The following is a 13,949-nucleotide window of genomic DNA, read 5'->3' on the forward strand; positions in this document are numbered from 1 at the left end:
CGTTCCCGTACGCGCACATACGCGCCCATACGCGCGCGACCGCGAAGTCGCCGGCGCGCGCAGGCCCCCGCGCCATGCCCCGGGGGGGGCGTTCCTCGGGGGTCCCCGGGCGCGTGCGGCGCCCTCCGGAAGGCCGCACGGCGGGGCTCCGCGCCGAGGGGCGGTGGTGGGTCGGCGCGGGGAGCGCCCGGACGCCCCTCCGCGCTGAAGTGCGGGAACGACATCGCGGTGACGGGTTCGCGAACAGACCGTGACACGCCCGTGACCACGGGGTCCGCCGCGCGCGGTTCCCTCCGCGCCCGCCGGTATTCCTGATGCGGCCGTGCGGGTTGCCACACCGAAAACCTTCGCGAGCTGGCCGGGCTGTGGTAAGTTCGGTGAAGATTGTTAGTCGTTGAATTTCGCAGTTGGTGTCTTGCCCGCGGAGTTTGTGACCGGCGGGCGGTTTCTCTTGGAGTCGGCTCGCGGCAATTCTCGGACGTGAGTATGCGTTCGTGTACACCGAGCTGAAGGAGAGAACATGGCTCAGGGAACTGTGAAGTGGTTCAACGGCGAGAAGGGCTTCGGCTTCATCTCCCCCGACGACGGTGGCCCCGACGCCTTCGTTCACTACAGCGCCATCCAGGGTAGCGGCTTCCGCAACCTGGAGGAGAACCAGCGCGTGGAGTTCGAGATCGTCGCCGGCACCCGCGGCCCGCAGGCCGAGAACGTCGTCGCGCTCTAAGACGTAGAACGTCGTAGGACGCCCCGGAAGGCACCGCCTTCCGGGGCGTTCGCGTGTCCGGGGCCGGGGCCGGGCGCCGGGACGGCCGCCCCGGGGCCCGCGCCCCTCACGGGACCGGCCGCCGCCCCCGCGAGGGGACGGCGGCCGGCGGTGCGCCGCGAGGCGGGTCAGCCCGCGAGCAGCGCCTCCGTGCGCTCGCGCACCTCCGGGGTGTCCAGGCCGCGCACGGTCACCGTGGTGCGCCGGCGCAGCACGTCGTCGACGGTCACGGCCCACTCGCGGTCCCGCGCGAAGACCACCTGCGCCCAGATGTCGGGCCCGTCGGGGTGGATGCGCTCGCCCAGCTCCGGGAGGTCCCGGACCAGGACCGCGATGTCCATCGCCAGGCTTCCGTAGTGCGACGCCAGGTGGCGTGCGACCAGCGGGTCGAGGCGGGCGCCCGGCTCGCGGTCGATGATGAGCCGCTGGGTCACCGCGTCCGGGCTGGCCAGCCCGGGGAGCGGCACGGTGCGCAGCGGGTCGACCATGTCCTCGCCCAGGGGCACCGCCGAGACCTTGCGCAGCTCCTCCAGGACGGTGCGGCCGATGTGCCGGTACGTCGTCCACTTGCCGCCCGCCACCGACAGCATCCCGCCGCGCCCCTGGCTCACCACGGTCTCCCGCTTGGCCGCGCTGGTGCCGCCGGGGCCTCCCGGCAGCACCCGCAGGCCGGCGAAGGAGTACGTCACCTGGGAGGCGTCCAGGTAGGGGGCGTCGATGCCCACCGCGGCCTCGCCCAGGATCTGCTCGACGTCGGAGGGGACCACCCCCACCTCGGCCGGGTCGCCGGTGTACTCCTCGTCGGTGGTGCCGAGCAGCAGCCTCCCCTCCCACGGGATGGCGAACGAGACCCGGTACCGGTCCACGGGGATGGTCAGCGCGGCGCGCCACGGCTCGGGCGTGCGCAGGACCAGGTGGGCGCCCTTGGACAGGCGCACGCTGGGCCCGGCCGCCGGGTCCTCCATCCGCCGCAGGCCGTCCACCCACGGTCCGGTGGCGTTGAGGACCAGGCGGGCGTCGATCCCGAACTCGTGGCCCCCGACGCGGTCGCGCAGGTCGGCGCCGGTGACCCGGCCCCGGGTGGTGCGCAGGCCCACCACCTCGGCGTGGTTGAGCACCACCGCGCCGGCGTCGGCGGCGGCGCGCACGGTCATGACGGCCATGCGGCTGTCGTTCATCTGGTGGTCGCTGTAGGCGGCCACCGAGCGCAGGCCCTCGGTCCGCAGTCCGGGCGCGAGGCGCTTGGCCTGGGCGGGGGAGAGCAGGCGGCCCATCCCGTCGCCGAACGCGGACAGGGCCGAGTACAGGAAGACCCCGGCGCCCATCTTCGCGGCGCCGTGGGGTCCGCCCGAGTAGACGGGGACCAGGAACGGCATGTGGTTGACCAGGTGCGGGGCCACGTCGGAGGCGAGGGAGCGGCGCTCCCGGTGGTTCTCCGCGACCAGGCGCACGTTGCCGGTCTGGAGGTAGCGCAGTCCGCCGTGCACCAGTTTGGAGGAGGCGCTGGAGGTGGCCCCGGCGAAGTCGCCGGAGTCGACCATCGCCACCCGGAGCCCGGCCTGGGTGGCGGTCCACGCGGCGGACGTGCCGAGGATGCCGCCGCCGACGACGAGGAGGTCGAAGGTGCCCCGGGAGAGTTCGTCCCGGGTGCGGGAGCGGGCGGAGGAGGTGTCGTTCTGGCGGGCGCTGGTGGTCATGGGCTGGTGCTCCGTCCGTTCGGAGGGATGGCGGGGACTCCGCAAGCGCCTGAACGGGCTCAGACCCTTCAGACGTGTGTCGCCTGCATAATACGACAATGCCGAACGGCAGCACGATCTGAGGTCGTCCGTCCGGGGTGTCGTCGGCCCCGCACCGGTCCTGGCGGGGCCGTGGTGCTGCCGGAGTGACCAGAGAGGGCGGCGTGAACCCGCTTCGTGATCGATGTGCGGCATTGTCGAATACTTTGCGACCGTTCGCGTGCGCGCCCCGCCGGACCGCGGTCGCGCCCGGGCCCGGACGGGTGTGATGCCGGGGGCGGGGCTCCGGGACCGGGCCCGCGGGGCCCGGTGCGGGATTCCGGGGCCGGGCGCGGTTTCGGGCCCCGGGATCCCCGGATTGCCCCACCGGAGGGACATCCCGAGTCCTACGATTGGGGCATCATGGCGACCAGGTACTCACCCACGATCCGGCGCCGCCGCCTCTCCGCCGAACTCCGGCGGCTGCGGCTGGCCGCGAGGAAGACCAGCGAAGAGGCCGCCGCCGCCTCGGGCCTGTCCAAGTCCACCTACTCCAACATCGAGTCCGGAGTCAAGAAGCGCCCCAGACTCAGCGAGGTCCGAGCCGTCCTGGACGCCTTCGGGGTCGGGCCCGGCCAGGAGTACGACGAGATCCTCAACCTGTGCCGACAGGCCCTCGAACGGGGCTGGTGGAGCCGCTACCGGGACGTCCTCGCCGCGCGCTACGTCGGCTTCGAGACCGAGGCGAGCTCCATCGCCACCTGGCAGCCGATCGTCGTGCCGGGCCTTCTCCAGGTGCCCGAGTACATGCGTGTGACGGCCCTGGCCGGGATGGCCAACCCCCAGGACATCCGCAGGGTGACGGACGCACGGATGACCCGCCAGCGCATCCTGGACGACGAGGACCCGCCGGAGCTGTACGCGGTCTTCGACGAGGGGGCGCTGCTGAGGCTCCGGGACTTCCCCGACGCCAAGCGGGCCCAGGTGGCGCACATCGTGGAGATGGCGGAGCGCCCCCACGTCACCGTCCAGATGACTCTGGCGACCAAGCTCAACCCCGGCGCCGGCGGCCCCTTCGTGATCATGGAGTTCCCCGAGCCCATCGACCCGATGGTCGTCTACCTGGAGACCGACACCGACGGCATCTACCTGGAGGAGCCCGACGAGGTGGTGCGCTACCAGAACATCCTCAACCACCTCCGTCTGGTCGCCCTCCGCCCGGGGGAGACCCTCGACTACCTCCGTGAGGTCCACCTCGGGGCCTAGGTCGTGTTCTGTGGATTCTTCCGGGCTCGCGTCCACCGGGCTGCCTCTCGCCGCGCCTCTGCGCTCGTGAGGCACAACCAGGCCGAACTTCGCACATCGGCTTGCGAGAGATGGCCCGGACGGCCGCTCGCCGACCCGAAAGCCTTCGAAGAACACTCCCCAGCCGGCCGGGCACGCGCGCGCCGCGCACCGGCTCCCGCCCTCCGGGACGGCCGGGCGGACGCGGACGGGGGCGTCCGGCGCGAACGCCGGGCGCCCCCGTTCCACCGCGGGCCGGGGCGGTCAGACCCCGAACCCGGTCAGCTTCCAGATCCACGCGCCGATCACACCGCCCACGAGCGGGCCGACGACCGGGATCCAGGAGTAGCCCCAGTCCGATCCGCCCTTGCCCGGGATCGGCAGCAGCGCGTGCGCCAGGCGCGGGCCCAGGTCGCGGGCGGGGTTGATGGCGTAGCCCGTCGGCCCGCCCAGGGACAGGCCGATCGCGAGCACGAGCAGGCCGATCATCAGCGGCGCGATGCCGTTGGTGAACAGGCCGCCCAGGTCCACGTCCCCCTCGGAGACGAAGCCCGAGTTCGCGCCGATCCCGAGCACGCCGAGGAGCAGCATCGCGGTGCCGATGATCTCGGTGACGAGGTTGGCGACCGGGTTGCGCACGCCGGGGGAGGTGCTGAACACGCCCAGCTTGGCCTCCGGGTCGTCGGTCGCCTTCCAGTGCGCGAAGTAGGCCAGGTAGACCAGGACGGCGCCGGTGAACGCGCCGCCCAACTGGGCCAGCATGTAGCCGGGCACCTGGGCCCAGGCGAACTCGCCGATGCTGGCCAGGCCGAGGGTCACCGCGGGGTTGATGTGCGCGCCGCTCGTGGAGCCGACGACGTAGACGGCCATCGCGACCGCCATGCCCCAGCCGAACGTGACCACGATCCAGCCCCCGTTGAGGGCCTTCGATCGGGCGAGGGAGACTCCGGCGACGACACCGCCGCCGAGCAGGATGAGGATCGCCGTTCCGACGAACTCTGCCAGGTACACCATTGAGGACCTCCGCCCCGGTGAGGGGCAGCCGGGTCACGGGAGGTCAGGTGTGCTCGCGGGGCGCGACCGCACGCCGGACGCGGGCATAATCAGACACACCCGTCACAGGATGGAGATGGGACGGGGGCGCGGTCGCGCCCCCTGTACCGCCTCCCAGGGGAGCAGGTGGCAGCCGTGGCGCCCCTGGGCGGCGGTCGTTCGGACGGGGCCCTGCCCCGGCCTACGCTTCCTCGTGCTCGACCCAGTCCAGGGTGCGTCGCACGGCCTTGTTCCAGTTGTGGTACTCGCGCTCGCGGACGGCGGGCTCCATCTCGGGGTTCCACTCGGCCGCCTTGTGCCAGTTGGCGCGCAGCGTCTCCACGTCGGGCCAGTAGCCCACCGCCAGCCCCGCGGCGTAGGCGGCGCCGAGGCAGGTGGTCTCGGCGACCATCGGCCGGACGACCTCGGCGTCCAGGACGTCGGACAGGATCTGCATGAGCAGGTTGTCGGCGGTCATGCCGCCGTCCACCTTGAGCGTCGTCAGGTCGATCCGCGAGTCGGCGTTCATCGCGTCGACGACCTCGCGGGTCTGCCACGCGGTGGCCTCCAGGACGGCGCGCGCGATGTGGCCCTTGGTGACGTACCCGGTCAGGCCCGCCATCACGCCCCGGGCGTCGCTGCGCCAGTGCGGGGCGAACAGGCCGGAGAACGCCGGCACGATGTAGCAGCCGCCGTTGTCGTCCACGGTGCGGGCCAGCGTCTCGATCTCCGGAGCGGTCGAGATCAGGCCGAGGTTGTCGCGCAGCCACTGCACCAGCGACCCCGTGACCGCGATGGAGCCCTCCAGGGCGTACACGGCCGGTTCGTCGCCGAGCTTGTAGCCGAGCGTGGTGAGCAGGCCGTTCTGTGAGGTCACCGGCTCGGTGCCGGTGTTCATGACCAGGAACGTGCCGGTGCCGTAGGTGCCCTTGACGTCGCCCGGGTCGAAGCAGGTCTGGCCGAACAGGGCGGCGTGCTGGTCGCCGAGGGCGGACGCGACGGGGGTGCCCTCCAGGTAGCCGCGGGCCTCGCCGTAGACCTCCGAGGACGAGCGGATCTCCGGCAGCACGGCCGCCGGGATGCCCAGTGCGTCGAGGATCTCGGGATCCCACTCCAGGGTGGCCAGGTTCATGAGCATGGTGCGGCTCGCGTTGGTCACGTCGGTGACGTGGCGGCCGGTCAGGTTCCAGATGATCCAGGTGTCCATGGTGCCGAACAGGACCTCGCCCCGCTCGGCCCGTTCGCGGAGCCCGTCCACGTTGTCGAGCAACCAGCGCAGCTTGGGGCCGGAGAAGTAGGTGGCCAGCGGCAGGCCGGACTTCTCGCGGAAACGGTCCTGGCCGCCGTCCGCGGCCAGTTCGCGGACCAGGTCGTCGGTGCGGGTGTCCTGCCAGACGATGGCGTTGTGGAGGGGCTTGCCGGTCTCCCGGTCCCACACCACGGTGGTCTCGCGCTGGTTGGTGATTCCGACGGCGGCGACCTGGTCGGGCGTGATGTCGCTCTTCTCCAGGGCCTCCTGGACGACCACCTCGACGTTGGTCCAGATCTCCTCGGCGTCGTGCTCGACCCACCCCGGTTTGGGGAAGATCTGCCTGTGCTCGCGTTGGTCGACGGAGACGATGCGTCCGTCCCGGTCGAAGAGGATGCAGCGGCTCGACGTGGTGCCCTGGTCGATCGCGGCGACGTACTGCTGACTCATCGGGTGCTCGCCTTCAAGGTGGAGGGCTCGGGATGGGGGCCGGACACACACGCACACGGGTTATCCCCGCACGTTGTACGACATTGACGCATGGGTAGGCGTTAGTTTCATCCGTTCTTCCTTCCCATGTCAAGGCCGTGTGACGCAATCGTGTCGCGTGGGTCACGCAGCCTGCCGGGCAACGGTGCCAGGGAAGGGGCGGCTCACGGAAGCCACCGCGCGGAGCCGGCGCGGGGAGGCCGGGCCGGGGCGCGGCGGGACGCGCTCAGTACGGGGTGACGCCCAGGTCCCGCGAAATGGCCCTCGCGGCGTCGCGCACGTACGAGACCTGCTCCATGTCGGGCCGGCCCTCCTCGCCGCGCAGGCGCTCGACGGCGCCGCGGACGCCTATGGCGCCGACCGTGGTGCCGCGCCGGTCGCGGATGGGCGCGGCGATCGACACCTCTCCGTCGACGAGTTCCTCGACCTCCCAGGCCCAGCCGTTCTCGCGGACCTCGTCCAGCCGCCGCTCCAGGACGGCGGGGGAGGTGACGGTGTGCCGGGTGAACGACGGCAGGGTCACCGCCCCGCCCGCCTCGACGGCGTCCGCGTCCTCCTCGGGCACGGCCAGGGGGTCGAAGGCCATCAGCACCCGGCCGATGGCGGTGGCGTGCAGGGGGAGCAGGGTGCCCACGTCGAGCGTCTGGCGGGAGGAGTCCGGGCGGAACACGTGGTGCACCACCAGCACCTGGTGCTTGTGGAGGGTGCCGATGCGCACGCTCTCACCGCTGCGGGAGGCCAGGCTGTCGGCCCAGTTCAGGGCCCGGGTGCGCAGCTCGTTGCCGTCCAGGTAGCGGGTGCCCAGGCTGAGCATGCCCCCGCCCAGGCGGTAGCGGCCGGACTCGGGGTCCTGCTCGACGAACCCCACGTGCTGGAGGGTGCGCAGGATCCCGAGGGCGGTGCCCTTGGGCAGCTCCAGGGACCGGGAGATCTCCGCCAGGCTCAGCCCCCGGGCGCCGGTGGCCAGGATCCGGAGGATGGCCGCCGCGCGTTCGATCGACTGGATTCTTCCCGGCATTGAGGTGCTACCACTCTCTAGTACGACAATGTCATACGCGAAATGCTACTACGCGATGTGAGGCCCGGCAGGGGAACGGTCGTCCGGAGGCATGCGGGATCGGGCCAGTGTAGCCGCCCGTCCCGCCCCGACCTGGGCCGCGGGTGAGGTCACAGCTCCTCGACGGCCTCGGCGACCCTCCGGGCCGCGTCCTCGACGTCGCGGTCGGTGATCTCCAGGTGCACCACGAGGCGGATCGACGCGCCGCTGCCCAGCCCCTTGACGCCGTGGCGCGAGAAGGCCCCGGCGTACCGGCCGGCCTGCCCGGCCGGGGTCCGCACCAGCACCATGTTGGTCTGCGCCAGGGCGGGCAGCCCGGACAGCTCGGTGATCCGCGCGGCCAGGACGGCGGCCCGCTCGTGGTCCTCGGCCATCCTCTCCCTGTGGTGGCGCAGCGCGTACAGCGCCCCGGCGGCGATGACGCCCGCCTGGCGCATCCCCGCGCCGAGCAGCTTGCGCCCGCGCCGGGCGCGCGCCACCGTGTCGGCGTCGCCGGCCAGGGCCGATCCCACCGGGGCGCCCAGCCCCTTGGAGAAGCACACGGAGACGGTGTCGAACCCGTCGGCGACCGCGGAGGGGGCCGTGCCGAGGGAGACGGCCGCGTTCCACAGCCGGGCGCCGTCCAGGTGGGCGCGCAGCCCGTGCCGGTGCGCGAACCCCGTCACCCGCGCCTGCTCGGCGAGCGGGACCACCCGCCCGGTGAACGTGTTCTCCAGCCACACCACGGCGGGCTCGGCCCGGTGGACGTCGCCGCGGCCGGCGATCCACGACTCCAGCAGTTCGTCGGTGGGGAAGATCCCGTCGGAGTACAGCCGGGGGAGGGCGCGGGCCAGCACCGCCGTGGCGCCCTGCTCGTCGCCGATGAGGTGGTGGTGCTCGTGCGCCCAGACCTCGTCGCCGCTGCGGGTGGACACGTACAGGCCCAGCTGGTTGGCCATGTGCCCCGAGGGCACGTACAGCGCGGCCTCCTTGCCGAGCAGGTCCGCGGTCTCCTCCTCCAGGGCCCGGACGGTCGGGTCCTCCCCCCACACGTCGTCGCCGACCTCCGCCTCGGCGATGGCCCGGCGCATGGCGGGGGTGGGGCGGGTGAGGGTGTCGGAGCGCAGGTCGATCATGGCGGCTTCCTTCGGCTGGGTGCGGCGCCCCCGGCCCTCGGGGGCGGAAGGCGTGCCCCGGGCGCGCGGCACCCGGGGCACGGACGGCGGAGCGGCCCGGCGGAGCGCGCCGGACGGGCCGTGGAAGGGACGATACTGCCCCGCCCTCACCCCTCCCCGAGCCGGTCCAGGGCCCGGGAGAGCCGGTGGAGGGACTCCAGGGCGCGCTCGGCGCCGTCCTCCCCCAGTTCGGCGACCAGGGCGTCGGCGACCCTGCCGTGGTCCGGGTCGATCCGCCGCAGGGCCTCCAGGCCCTCCTCGGTGGGCGCGAGCAGCTTGGCCCGGCTGTGCGCCGGGTTGGGGCGGTACTCGGCCAGCCTCCTCTCCACCAGCAGGTCGGCGATGCGCTGGACGCTCTGCCGGGTGGTGCCGAACCTGCGGGCCACCGCCGACACCGGCAGGGGCTCGTCGGTCACGGCGCCGAGCACCTGCCAGCGGGCCGCGGTCAGACCGGCCGAGCGGGCCAGTTCCTCCGCCACCGAGAGGAGCTGCCCGTTGAGGCGGAAGACGGTGAGCGCCGTGCCGGTGAACAGCTCGGAGTGTCTGTCGGCGGTCGACGCCATGCTCAGGATCCCTCCAGCAGGACGTGGTAGGCGTCGGGGTCGTGCTGGGCGTGCAGCCTGTACCAGGCGTCGAGGACGCGGGGGGTGAAGAGGTGGAGGGCGGCGAAGATCGCGCGGGCGAACTCGAGGGACGCGGTGGGCCCGGCCGTGATGAGGCCGCCGTCGGAGACGGTGAGCTCGGAGCGGTAGCGGCCGGTGCCCGCGTAGCCGGTGCCGAGAAGGTACTCGGGCGCGGCGCTGGTGTGGTCGCGGTAGTCGAGCAGGCCCTCGCGGGCGAGCCCCGCGGTGGCGCCGCAGATGGCGGCGACCGGCACCCCGGCGTCGAGGAAGATCCCCGCGGCGGACGCGAAGGGCGCGAACGCCTCCGGGTCGGCGTCCCAGCCCGAGGCGCCGGGCAGGATCAGCATGGAGCTGGCGGAGGGCACCAGCTGGGGCAGCGCGAGGTCGGGAAGGACCGTGATCCCGCCCATGGTCGTGACGGGCGCGCCGCTGAGGCCGACGGTGACCACGTCGTAGCGGCCCGGGTCGTGCTGCCACTCGCCACCGCGGATGGTGGCCACCGCGTGGCCGATCTCCCAGTCGGCGAGGTCGTCGTAGACGGCGAGGTGAACGGTCTTCCTGTTCTCTGCACTCATGACAACATGCTGTCATTTCGACAGGATGCTGTCAATGCAATCCGGCGCCCGGCCGGGACGGGGCCCCGGGAGGGGATGCCGCCGTCCCCGTCTGTGCGGCCACCGTTTTCGGGCGGCGCGCAATGCGGGCATGTCACCGGACCTTCGGGGAGGTTCGTCCCGGCGAGAGTGGGGGATGGCGGTTTGTCCGGGCGAATCGGGGGCGTCCCGGCCAGGAACTCCTACCCGGGCGGGGGGAGTTTGGCAAGGGCTCGCCGTGCGGCCGGGCGTTCGGGGGCAGGTGCTCCCACCTGCGCGGGCGGGGAGGGCCCGCGGGCGTGGTGACGTGTGTCTCGCGGGAGTAACAGAACCGCACGGGTGGTTCACAGAAGCTCACAAATGGTATTACCATTGCCGAGACCTGTTCCAAGCGCAGGTCAAGGCCGTTTCATGCTGCGGTCGTGTGCCACCCCATCAGTCCACTGGAAGGCTCCGTCGTGGAGAACTTCGAGCCCGTCTACGGCACGGGTCCGCTCCTCGGGATCGCGGCGGGCGCCATCGCGCTCCTGCTGTTCCTCATCATCCGCTTCAGGATGCACGCGTTCATCGCGCTCGTCCTGGTCAGCGTCCTGACCGCCCTCGCCGCAGGCATCCCGGTCTCCGGGGTCATGCCGACCCTCCTGGACGGCTTCGGCGGCACGCTCGCCAACGTCGCCCTCCTGGTCGGCCTCGGCGTCATGATCGGCCGCCTGCTGGAGATCACCGGCGGCGCCGCGGTGCTGGCGGGGGCCCTCATCAGGCTCTTCGGGGAGAAGCGCGCCCCGCTCGCCCTCGGTGTGTCCTCGCTGCTGTTCGGCTTCCCGCTGTTCTTCGACGTCGGCCTCATCGTCATGCTGCCGATCGTCTTCAGCGTGGCCCGGCGCGTCGGCGGGTCGGTCCTGACCTACACCCTGCCCACCGCGGGCGCCTTCGCGGTCATGCACGCCTTCGTGCCCCCGCACCCCGGCCCGGTGACCGCCGCCGTGGAGGTCGGCGCGGACATGGGCCTGACCCTGCTGGTCGGCCTCCTGCTGGCGATTCCGACCTGGTACCTCTCCAGCTACCTGTACGGGCTCTGGGCGGGCAAGCGCTTCGAGATCCCGGTCCCCGACGACGTCATGTCCGACGGCACCGTCAAGCACGACGACCCGCCGCACCTGGCCACGGTCCTGAGCATCCTCCTGCTGCCGATGCTGCTGATCTTCGCCAACACCGGCGTGTCCGCCTTCGCCGCCACCGGCGCCGTTCCCGCGGACGCCCTGTGGGTGCAGGCCTTCCAGCTGATCGGCCAGACCCCGATCGCCCTGCTCATCACCGTGCTCGTGGCCATGACGGTGCTCCGCCGGGGCCGCTTCACCCGTCAGAGGGTCGAGGAGATCGTCGGAGGGGCGCTCGGCCCCGTCTGCGCCATCATCCTCATCACCGGCGCCGGCGGCATGTTCGGCATGGTGCTGCGCACCAGCGGCATCGGCGACGCGCTGGCCGGCTCGCTGGAGGCCACGGGCCTGCCGGTGATCGTCGCCGCCTTCGTCATCGCCCTCGCCCTCCGCGTCGCGCAGGGGTCGGCCACCGTCGCCATCACCACCGCCGCGGGGCTCATCGCCCCGGCCGTGCAGGCGGCCCCGGGGCTGACCTCCATCGACCTGGCGCTGATCGTCATCGCGATCGCCTCGGGCGCCACGGCCCTGTCGCACGTCAACGACTCCGGCTTCTGGCTGGTCGGGCGCTTCCTCGGCATGGACGTCAAGACCACGCTCAAGACCTGGACCGTCATGGAGACCCTCATCGGCTTCATCGGGTTCGGTCTCGCCTTCGGGCTCAGCCTGGTGCTGTGACGCGCGGGCGGGCGGGCTCCGGCCCGCCCGCCCCTCAGGGGGCCGGGTACGCCTTCGGGTCGTGCTCCAGGGCGTCCGAGACCTCGGTGACGATGGACCGCATCGCGGCCTCGGCCACGTCGGGGAGGCCGTCCCGGATGGCCTGGGCGACGGTCTTGTGCAGCCGCAGCGCCTCCGGGCGCGGGTTGCGCGGCATCAGGTCGTAGGAGGTCCGGCCGACGAGGACCTCGGCCACCACCTGCGCCAGCCCGACGAGCATCTCGTTCTCGGAGAGCTCCAGGATGCGGCGGTGGAAGGTGATGTCGAGTTCGAGGAAGGTCGCGAGGTCCCCGGCCCGGCCGGTGAGGACCATCTGGTCGGCCACCACCACCAGCTGGGCCCGCTCCTCCTCGCCGCCCCGCGCGGCGGCGAGCGCGGCGGCCCCGGGCTCGACGGCGGCGCGCAGCTCGTTGAGCGAGCGCAGCTGCTCCATACGGCCCGGACCGGCCAGGCGCCAGCGGATCAGCTGGGGGTCGAAGACGCTCCAGTCGCGCCGGGGCCGCACCCGGATCCCGGTGCGCGGGCGGCTGACCACGAGACGCATCGACTCCAGGACACGCACGGCCTCGCGCGCCACGGTCCGGGAGACCCCGAAGTCCTGCTCGAGCCCCTGGAGGGTGAACGTGTGGCCGGTCGCGTACTCGTCCGCGGCGATCGCGGGCCCGAGGACCGCAAGCACCCGGTTGTGCAGCGTGCGGTGGTCGGTGCCCATCGTGCTCCCTGTGCTCCGCGCTCGTCCGGTCCGGCCACAACCGGCCGGGTTCCAGCCTGAAGCCTAGCCGGATTGATTGATATCACTATTAGTGGTGGCGCTTGCGGCCCCGCAGGAGCACCAGGACACGGAGAGACCATGCACTTTGTCTTCATGGGCGTCGCCGGAAGCGGCAAGACCACCGTCGCCGAGTACGTGGCGAAGCACCTCGGCCTGCCGTTCGCCGAGGCGGACGCCTTCCACCCCAGGGCCAACATCGAGAAGATGGCGGCCGGCGTCCCCCTGACGGACGACGACCGGTGGCCCTGGCTGCGCGACCTGGCGGCGTGGATCTCGGCGCACGACGCCCTCGGGGAGTCGACGGTGATGGCGTGTTCGGCGCTCAGGCGCGAGTACCGCGACGTCCTGCGCGAAGGGGCGCCCGGGGTGTGCTTCCTGCACATGCAGGGGCCCGCGGAGGTGATCCTGGAGCGGATGGCGGCCAGGGCCGACCACTTCATGCCGCCCGCCCTGCTGGAGTCGCAGCTGGCCACCCTGGAGAGGCTCGGCCCGGACGAGCCCGGCCGCGAGTTCGACGTGCGGAGCGACGTCGACACCCTCACGGAGCAGGCGCTGGAGTACGTCGGCGAGTGCATGCGGGCGGCGGACGCCTGACGGGCGGGAGGGCCCGCCCGCGGGGCCGGGGGAGCGGGGCCGGGGCGCACGGGCCCCCGCCCCGCTCCGGGGCGTCCTACTCCTCGTCCTCGGCGTCCGCGAGGGAGTGCAGGCGCGCCAGGTGCTCGCTGCCGTCCTCCCCGTGGCGGGTCAGGTAGATCTCGCGAGCCTCGTCGGCGATGTCGGAGGTCTCGTCCTCGAAACCGTAGTCGGCGAGGTCGTCGAGCAGGTCGAGCACCCGGTGCAGGGCGTCGTCGTCGGAGTCCTCGGCGGCCTCATCCGGGCGGTGGTCGGCGACCGCGGAGAGGACGGCCGCGCGGGCGTCGTCCACGGCGCTCTCGGAGCCGGCGGCCCCGGTCAGCCGGATCCTGGTGATGGGGTCCTCGTCGGCGATCAGCATGAGCTGCTCGGCGAGCCAGGCGGTCTCCTGGCCTTCGAGGAACGCGGTCAGGGCCGCGTCGTCAAGGGGTGTGGTCATCCGGAGATCATAGGGCTGCCGAGGGGCGTCCGAGTATCGGGGACCAACGTCCCGAGGCGGACTTCGTGTCGCATACGTTAATTCATCCGATGATCGGGTTAATGCGTGCCGCAATTCCACGGGCGCCCGTGGAAAGCGGGACGGGTGTCGTCGCGGCGGACTCCCGTGGTAATGGGTGTCCGTTGGACAGCGCGCACGCCAAAACGCGCCTATGGATCACGGCACAGATCTGAAACGGTTGTATTAATACCCAGCCGTCTACCTTCCCTGCC

Annotated in this window: 13 protein-coding genes; 4 read left to right on the forward strand and 9 right to left on the reverse strand. The window is 72.4% G+C overall.

The annotated features are described in order from the left end of the window. The first annotated feature begins 520 nt into the window (after positions 1 to 520). Positions 521 to 724 carry a cold-shock protein gene (locus tag ACQPYD_RS05555; RefSeq protein ID WP_267948388.1) on the forward strand — a complete coding sequence of 68 codons (204 nt, stop codon included), beginning with the start codon at positions 521 to 523 and terminating at the stop codon, positions 722 to 724. A 167-nt stretch (positions 725 to 891) separates the two neighbouring features. On the opposite strand, the gene ACQPYD_RS05560 is transcribed toward ACQPYD_RS05555, so the two are convergent. Further along, positions 892 to 2,460: an FAD-dependent oxidoreductase gene (locus ACQPYD_RS05560; RefSeq protein WP_433700055.1), complete on the reverse strand. Its 1,569-nt coding sequence runs from the start codon at positions 2,458 to 2,460 to the stop codon at positions 892 to 894. A gap of 441 nt (positions 2,461 to 2,901) precedes the next feature. On the opposite strand from ACQPYD_RS05560, the gene ACQPYD_RS05565 reads away from it, so the two are divergent. Beyond that, positions 2,902 to 3,744 (forward strand): helix-turn-helix domain-containing protein, encoded by an 843-nt coding sequence (locus ACQPYD_RS05565; protein ID WP_433700056.1) that lies wholly within the window; start codon positions 2,902 to 2,904, stop codon positions 3,742 to 3,744. A 282-nt stretch (positions 3,745 to 4,026) separates the two neighbouring features. Here ACQPYD_RS05565 and ACQPYD_RS05570 read toward each other — a convergent pair whose 3' ends face one another. The 6 genes from ACQPYD_RS05570 to ACQPYD_RS05595 form a co-directional block, all read right to left on the reverse strand. After that, positions 4,027 to 4,776, reverse strand: coding sequence for an MIP/aquaporin family protein (locus ACQPYD_RS05570; RefSeq protein WP_433700057.1), 750 nt, complete (start codon positions 4,774 to 4,776; stop codon positions 4,027 to 4,029). A 220-nt stretch (positions 4,777 to 4,996) separates the two neighbouring features. Next, positions 4,997 to 6,493 (reverse strand): glycerol kinase GlpK, encoded by a 1,497-nt coding sequence (gene glpK, locus ACQPYD_RS05575; RefSeq protein WP_433700058.1) that lies wholly within the window; start codon positions 6,491 to 6,493, stop codon positions 4,997 to 4,999. A 265-nt stretch (positions 6,494 to 6,758) separates the two neighbouring features. Next, a complete protein-coding gene (locus tag ACQPYD_RS05580; protein WP_330157426.1) occupies positions 6,759 to 7,550 on the reverse strand; it encodes an IclR family transcriptional regulator in 792 nt (263 codons plus the stop codon). A 149-nt stretch (positions 7,551 to 7,699) separates the two neighbouring features. Continuing rightward, positions 7,700 to 8,704: a threonine aldolase family protein gene (locus ACQPYD_RS05585; RefSeq protein WP_433700059.1), complete on the reverse strand. Its 1,005-nt coding sequence runs from the start codon at positions 8,702 to 8,704 to the stop codon at positions 7,700 to 7,702. 146 nt (positions 8,705 to 8,850) lie between these two features. Beyond that, on the reverse strand, positions 8,851 to 9,306 hold the full coding sequence (locus tag ACQPYD_RS05590; protein ID WP_267948395.1) for a MarR family winged helix-turn-helix transcriptional regulator: 456 nt from the start codon (positions 9,304 to 9,306) through the stop codon (positions 8,851 to 8,853). Between the two features lie 2 nt (positions 9,307 to 9,308). Continuing rightward, on the reverse strand, positions 9,309 to 9,941 hold the full coding sequence (locus ACQPYD_RS05595) for a DJ-1/PfpI family protein (RefSeq protein WP_433700060.1): 633 nt from the start codon (positions 9,939 to 9,941) through the stop codon (positions 9,309 to 9,311). Between the two features lie 476 nt (positions 9,942 to 10,417). Here ACQPYD_RS05595 and ACQPYD_RS05600 point away from each other — a divergent pair, with 476 nt between their 5' ends. Then, positions 10,418 to 11,794 (forward strand): GntP family permease, encoded by a 1,377-nt coding sequence (locus ACQPYD_RS05600; RefSeq protein WP_433701964.1) that lies wholly within the window; start codon positions 10,418 to 10,420, stop codon positions 11,792 to 11,794. A 34-nt stretch (positions 11,795 to 11,828) separates the two neighbouring features. On the opposite strand, the gene ACQPYD_RS05605 is transcribed toward ACQPYD_RS05600, so the two are convergent. Beyond that, positions 11,829 to 12,545 carry a FadR/GntR family transcriptional regulator gene (locus ACQPYD_RS05605; RefSeq protein ID WP_267948398.1) on the reverse strand — a complete coding sequence of 239 codons (717 nt, stop codon included), beginning with the start codon at positions 12,543 to 12,545 and terminating at the stop codon, positions 11,829 to 11,831. A 138-nt stretch (positions 12,546 to 12,683) separates the two neighbouring features. Between ACQPYD_RS05605 and ACQPYD_RS05610 the strand changes: the two genes are divergently transcribed. Further along, positions 12,684 to 13,199, forward strand: a complete 516-nt coding sequence (locus ACQPYD_RS05610) for a gluconokinase (RefSeq protein WP_402914285.1) — start codon at positions 12,684 to 12,686, stop codon at positions 13,197 to 13,199. A 76-nt stretch (positions 13,200 to 13,275) separates the two neighbouring features. Here the strand turns inward: ACQPYD_RS05610 and ACQPYD_RS05615 are convergent, their stop codons facing one another. Continuing rightward, on the reverse strand, positions 13,276 to 13,677 hold the full coding sequence (locus ACQPYD_RS05615; protein ID WP_433700061.1) for a hypothetical protein: 402 nt from the start codon (positions 13,675 to 13,677) through the stop codon (positions 13,276 to 13,278). Positions 13,678 to 13,949: the final 272 nt, after the last annotated feature.

Source organism: Nocardiopsis sp. CA-288880 (genome assembly GCF_050955985.1).
GTDB lineage: Bacteria > Actinomycetota > Actinomycetes > Streptosporangiales > Streptosporangiaceae > Nocardiopsis > Nocardiopsis tropica.

What these genes read in the sequence shown, in the direction of transcription:
- ACQPYD_RS05565 (WP_433700056.1), top strand. Translation starts at nt 2,902, where the DNA reads ATGGCGACCAGGTACTCACCCACGATCCGGCGCCGCCGCCTCTCCGCC.
- ACQPYD_RS05615 (WP_433700061.1), bottom strand. Translation starts at nt 13,677, where the DNA reads ATGACCACACCCCTTGACGACGCGGCCCTGACCGCGTTCCTCGAAGGC.
- ACQPYD_RS05560 (WP_433700055.1), bottom strand. Translation starts at nt 2,460, where the DNA reads ATGACCACCAGCGCCCGCCAGAACGACACCTCCTCCGCCCGCTCCCGC.
- ACQPYD_RS05590 (WP_267948395.1), bottom strand. Translation starts at nt 9,306, where the DNA reads ATGGCGTCGACCGCCGACAGACACTCCGAGCTGTTCACCGGCACGGCG.
- ACQPYD_RS05570 (WP_433700057.1), bottom strand. Translation starts at nt 4,776, where the DNA reads ATGGTGTACCTGGCAGAGTTCGTCGGAACGGCGATCCTCATCCTGCTC.
- ACQPYD_RS05595 (WP_433700060.1), bottom strand. Translation starts at nt 9,941, where the DNA reads ATGAGTGCAGAGAACAGGAAGACCGTTCACCTCGCCGTCTACGACGAC.
- ACQPYD_RS05580 (WP_330157426.1), bottom strand. Translation starts at nt 7,550, where the DNA reads ATGCCGGGAAGAATCCAGTCGATCGAACGCGCGGCGGCCATCCTCCGG.
- glpK (WP_433700058.1), bottom strand. Translation starts at nt 6,493, where the DNA reads ATGAGTCAGCAGTACGTCGCCGCGATCGACCAGGGCACCACGTCGAGC.
- ACQPYD_RS05555 (WP_267948388.1), top strand. Translation starts at nt 521, where the DNA reads ATGGCTCAGGGAACTGTGAAGTGGTTCAACGGCGAGAAGGGCTTCGGC.
- ACQPYD_RS05585 (WP_433700059.1), bottom strand. Translation starts at nt 8,704, where the DNA reads ATGATCGACCTGCGCTCCGACACCCTCACCCGCCCCACCCCCGCCATG.
- ACQPYD_RS05610 (WP_402914285.1), top strand. Translation starts at nt 12,684, where the DNA reads ATGCACTTTGTCTTCATGGGCGTCGCCGGAAGCGGCAAGACCACCGTC.
- ACQPYD_RS05605 (WP_267948398.1), bottom strand. Translation starts at nt 12,545, where the DNA reads ATGGGCACCGACCACCGCACGCTGCACAACCGGGTGCTTGCGGTCCTC.